At 37.0% G+C, this 4,407-nt stretch carries 4 protein-coding genes; all 4 read left to right on the top strand.

The window, feature by feature from the left end; all coding sequences use genetic code 11:
• Positions 1-207: 207 nt before the first annotated feature.
• The 4 genes from AC06OU_RS06320 to AC06OU_RS06305 all read left to right on the top strand — a co-directional run bounded on the left by AC06OU_RS06320 (position 208) and on the right by AC06OU_RS06305 (position 3,934).
• The gene (locus AC06OU_RS06320; protein ID WP_475854712.1) at positions 208-672 is read left to right on the top strand and encodes a VanZ family protein; all 465 of its coding nucleotides are present in this window, start codon (positions 208-210) and stop codon (positions 670-672) included.
• Positions 673-759: 87 nt separating this feature from the next.
• The gene (locus AC06OU_RS06315) at positions 760-1,161 is read left to right on the top strand and encodes a hypothetical protein (RefSeq protein WP_475854710.1); all 402 of its coding nucleotides are present in this window, start codon (positions 760-762) and stop codon (positions 1,159-1,161) included.
• A gap of 152 nt (positions 1,162-1,313) precedes the next feature.
• A complete protein-coding gene (locus AC06OU_RS06310) occupies positions 1,314-3,530 on the top strand; it encodes a hypothetical protein (protein WP_475854708.1) in 2,217 nt (738 codons plus the stop codon).
• Positions 3,531-3,691: 161 nt separating this feature from the next.
• Positions 3,692-3,934 (top strand): hypothetical protein, encoded by a 243-nt coding sequence (locus tag AC06OU_RS06305; RefSeq protein WP_169361226.1) that lies wholly within the window; start codon positions 3,692-3,694, stop codon positions 3,932-3,934.
• Positions 3,935-4,407: the final 473 nt, after the last annotated feature.

Here is a 4,407-nt window from a genome sequence, read left to right as displayed (position 1 = left end):
TCGTTACAAAAATGGAATTGTCAAAAAATAGACTAATATGATTGTAATACAAAAGTCTTGCTTTGGGTACTAAAATAGTTCTACAAATTTCGATATATTTTTTAATTTAAGTATTATTAATAAGTATTTTTAAATGATAATATGGTTTAAAATGGTATTTATAGGTGGTCTGCAGAGCGTTTAATAATAGGAGAGGAATATAGAACTATGAGGAAAGTTTTTCTATTTGGTGTAGTAATTATATGGATGGGAATTATTTTTTATTTATCTCAACAGCCAGCAAGTGTCTCTAGCCAGCTGAGCTCTAACGTAGCGCATACTATTAAACAGGCCGCAAATGTTGTTGCACCTGAAACGAATATAATTAAAGATGACTACTACATCGTCATACGTAAACAAGCTCATTTTCTAGTGTATTTTATCCTTGGTATTCTTTTAATGCAGTATTTAAAATCTACGCGATTAAATCTCCTACCAAGTATGGCATTGTCACTAGTTATTTGCGTGGTCTTTGCTATAGCAGACGAGACACTACAGTTATTTGCACTAGGCAGGGGGGCTCAAGTGAGAGATGTATTTATAGATACTGTGGGTGCTAGTATTGGAATTATTGGGTATGTACTACTTTCTAAAATTCGTGTATTCATCTCCCGGTTGAATTCTTCCAATTAGTTTATCTGTGTATGCCACTTTTGCGGTATTTATGGTATTCTATAATAAAGAATAAATATTCTGAACTTAATGGGAGGGCTCCTATTTATGAGAAAGATAATTTCATTTTTAATATTAATAGTTTCTCTTACATTACTTCATTCTGTAACCGCTGAAGCAGTTGGAAAAGTAACGGTCCAATCCGATACAACTCTTTGGAAACTAGAGGCTGATCAATCTTTAACAAAGGTACGAAGCTTGAAAAAGGGTGAGGAATACCGCGTATATCGCTATATTGGTGCCCACAATGGTCTTTATGGTGTAGGAGGAGGGAACTTCGTGAAAAAGGATATATCTATTAAGTACGAAACTCCATCGAAAGCTAAGCTAAAATTATTAAAAGGTGATAAACCAGATGTAGTCGAAACGCCAGCTAATCCAAAACCAGGAGATACGCTTCCAGTTGTGCCTCCTAAAAAAGATAATCTAACTGTCATCTCTGTTGAGTAGCCTAATTATGTCCCATCATTGAGTTGATGGGGCATTTTTATGTGTGTAGCTTTGGTAAATATTGAAATAAATAATTAATAATTACCTAAATTTAGTAATATTTTTACCTTAATTTACATGTTATGATTAATATAAAAGGAAGGGAGCACCATATGCGAAAGTCTAAAACGTTCAAAATTTCCGTAGCAGCCTCAGCAATTATAGCAGCTACGCCATTAACCCAAGCTGACGCTGCAACAAATGTGAATCAGCTTGTAATAAATGCGCAAAATGCAAGCACCATTTTAAAGTGGGCCATTTCTGTAGAAGGGTTCGCAGATTTCAAAACAAAGCCATATGAAGAATATAATACAGCGAAAAAATACATAGAAGCAGCAGAAAAAGCGGCTGCCAGTCTCTCGAGCTCTAAACGATTAAGTGTACAGGCATCACTGGTAGACGCAAAGGTCCAAGTAAAGCGAGCGCAGGCATACATAGATGCAATTACTTCAAGTGAAAAAATAAAAGTCCTAACGTCTAATGTTCAACGAGCAATATCTTCTGGAAATTTAGATGATATAGAAACTGCCTATCACGTGGCTTCTAAAGAATATCGTAAGCAAGCCAAGCTGCTGGATCGAGTCTATGGGCAGTCCACGAGAGATGGAATTCGAAACTCAGTAAAGCCCACCTTTGAACAGCTCATACAAAGTATTCGATATGATGTAACCGTACATATGCATATAAAAAAGGCAGAACAACTTTCGAAGGGAAATAAATACATAGAAGCTGATTTAGAGCTGATGAAGGCTCACCAATACTTACAGGATTTCAAGAATACTTTTAGATTTCACTCTAAGCTAGAAAACAATTACGAGGCTGTGCAGGATGCCATTCCTATGTTACCTCTTTTTGCAACACCTGAAGGCCAACATACAGTAACCTTGAAATTGTCAAAAGCAATGGATAACAACATTAATCATTTAGAACCTGGTCAGTTTATTATTCCGGGGGAAATAATTCAGCAGGCGAAGCTTTCAGATGATCGAAAGTCTATTAAGTTATCAACTTCAGAATTACAATCAGCTACGGACTATACCCTCAGATGGAAAGGGCATTCCGTGCAATTTACGACACCTTCAATTGAGGACACATCAGGTATTTCATTAACCGATCTAAAAGATCAATTCCTTGAAACGACGGATACTCGTGTGTATATTGCGAAGTTTACCAATAGCGATGGTTCACCTTATAACGGCCGAGTAAAAATAAACCTGGCCCAACCTAATGGAGAAGCTACGACAGCTATTATTTCTTCCTTTAATGGACAAGTTAATACTGGAAGTCAGGAATGGAGCCATTATGCCGACCAGAATGGTCATGTAGTTTTTACGGTAAAGGCTTCTTTAAGTGAGGCAACCAGCGTGCAACCAACCATTCAAAAGCTTGATGGCAATCAAACAAGTAAAAAAGCTGCAGTTACTTATTTCCACCAGCTGCAAACTAATGCAGGTGAATATAATTTAAAGCTAGAAAATGCACCTATTCATAAGGATTCAGATTTCATAGTAGTTAACGGGATTAAATTCAGATGGGATACGAATGACTTATTTTTTATTCATGGTCAGATTGTTTCTGTAGAGGAATTTATAGCAGCTTTAACTGAGGGAGACATGCTGACGGTTGGGTATAGTCTGAATCTAAAAGATATATCAACATGGAATATTACTTCAGATATTACTCGTTATGCTCCTGTCACCATTAAGAATCCGGTTAAATCTTCTGTTACTTTTGATGGCTCATATTACGAAATAAGTGGAACAGCTGAACCAGGAAATAAAGTGAAGGTTTATCGTAATGGGGCTTTTGTTGGTATGGTAACCGTGGACAAGGAAGGAAATTGGACAGTTGGAACCGTTAGTTTGCTTCAAAACAGAGAAAACACATTTGTTGCGTATCAGTATGGTCCCGGACAGGATGGTATCGATGGCACAGGCTCGGTGGATCAGGCCAATGCTACGATAAAGGAGGGAGCTTTTGCCTCAACATCTATCACTTACCATGATGAAGGGTCTAAAGGGATTTCTATAATGGATACGCTTGATTTCCAATTTATAAATCCTTCATTTAATCACGTCTTTAAGACAAAAACTTCTGGGACGATCACTATAAATGATGGGTTTGGCAGGTCAGTGGAAGTGCGTGTTGATTTTGTGGATGACGATACTTTAAAAATCGTTGATTTTGTTTCAAGAGATGACAACTTTAATTTTGATGCATCCGTTTTTGTTATTACTTCGACCTCTGGCATAGTCAATCAAGACCAGCTAGAATACAGTGTGAAAGCCTCGGAATTGGACGGAACAATTCTTCGAGATTCTTCAAAATAATCTATAAAGGCTATTCTTCGATATATTTCCCGGGGAATAGCTTTTATTTTTTATAAATTAATAAAAAAAATATGGATTCTCGCCTAGTTTCGACAATCTTTTCAGTTTTCATCTTATAGAATATAAAGTAACACTATTCTTTTTACAAACGAGGTGATGAAGTGCTAAAAGTAAATATCATTTTGGGTAAAACGTCCTTTACACAGTACATGATAAATAAACTACAAGAGGATCGCAAAAATATAGTAATTGTCATGGACTATAATCATTCGGACGACAAAGAGCCATTTGTAGAGAAGGGAGCTATGTATTGCTCTCCAAACCAAGCCAAAACTTACATAGAAATCGCAGGAGAGGTACTATTCCACCGCTTTGGTTATGTAAAGCCAAGGTTGAACCACTAAGCTTTTAGAAAACAGGGTGTTTGAAGATCCTCATCTTCGGACAACCTGTTTTTTAGTTTGGGAGTAGGAATATGGTTGGAAAAGAGAATGTTTGCGAGGGATTTGACGTAAAGAAATAGCTGATTGTCGAAAAGTAATGCTGGATTGTAGTAAACTAGCTGCCTATTGTCGTAAATTTGCCTCGAGTAGGAGAGCGGTCGAGGGATTGTAGTAATTTACGGGTTGATTGTCGTAAAGTAGGACTCGATTGTAGTAATCTATCAGCCTATTGTCGTTAATTCGGCTTGAGTAGAAGAGCTGGCGAGGGATTGTAGTAAACTACGAGGTGATTGTCGTAAAGTAGCATCGGATTGTAGTAAATTACCGATCGATTGTCGTAAAGTAGGGCGTGATTATAGTAAACCACCAGCCTATTATCGTAAATCAATCAATCATTATATCAATCAGCCACTCGAGCTAACCGATGGCTAATC

This window comes from Psychrobacillus sp. (genome assembly GCF_056205495.1).
The sequence above is the reverse complement of the archived record's forward strand: the minus strand, read 5'-3'. Positions and strand labels throughout refer to the sequence as shown.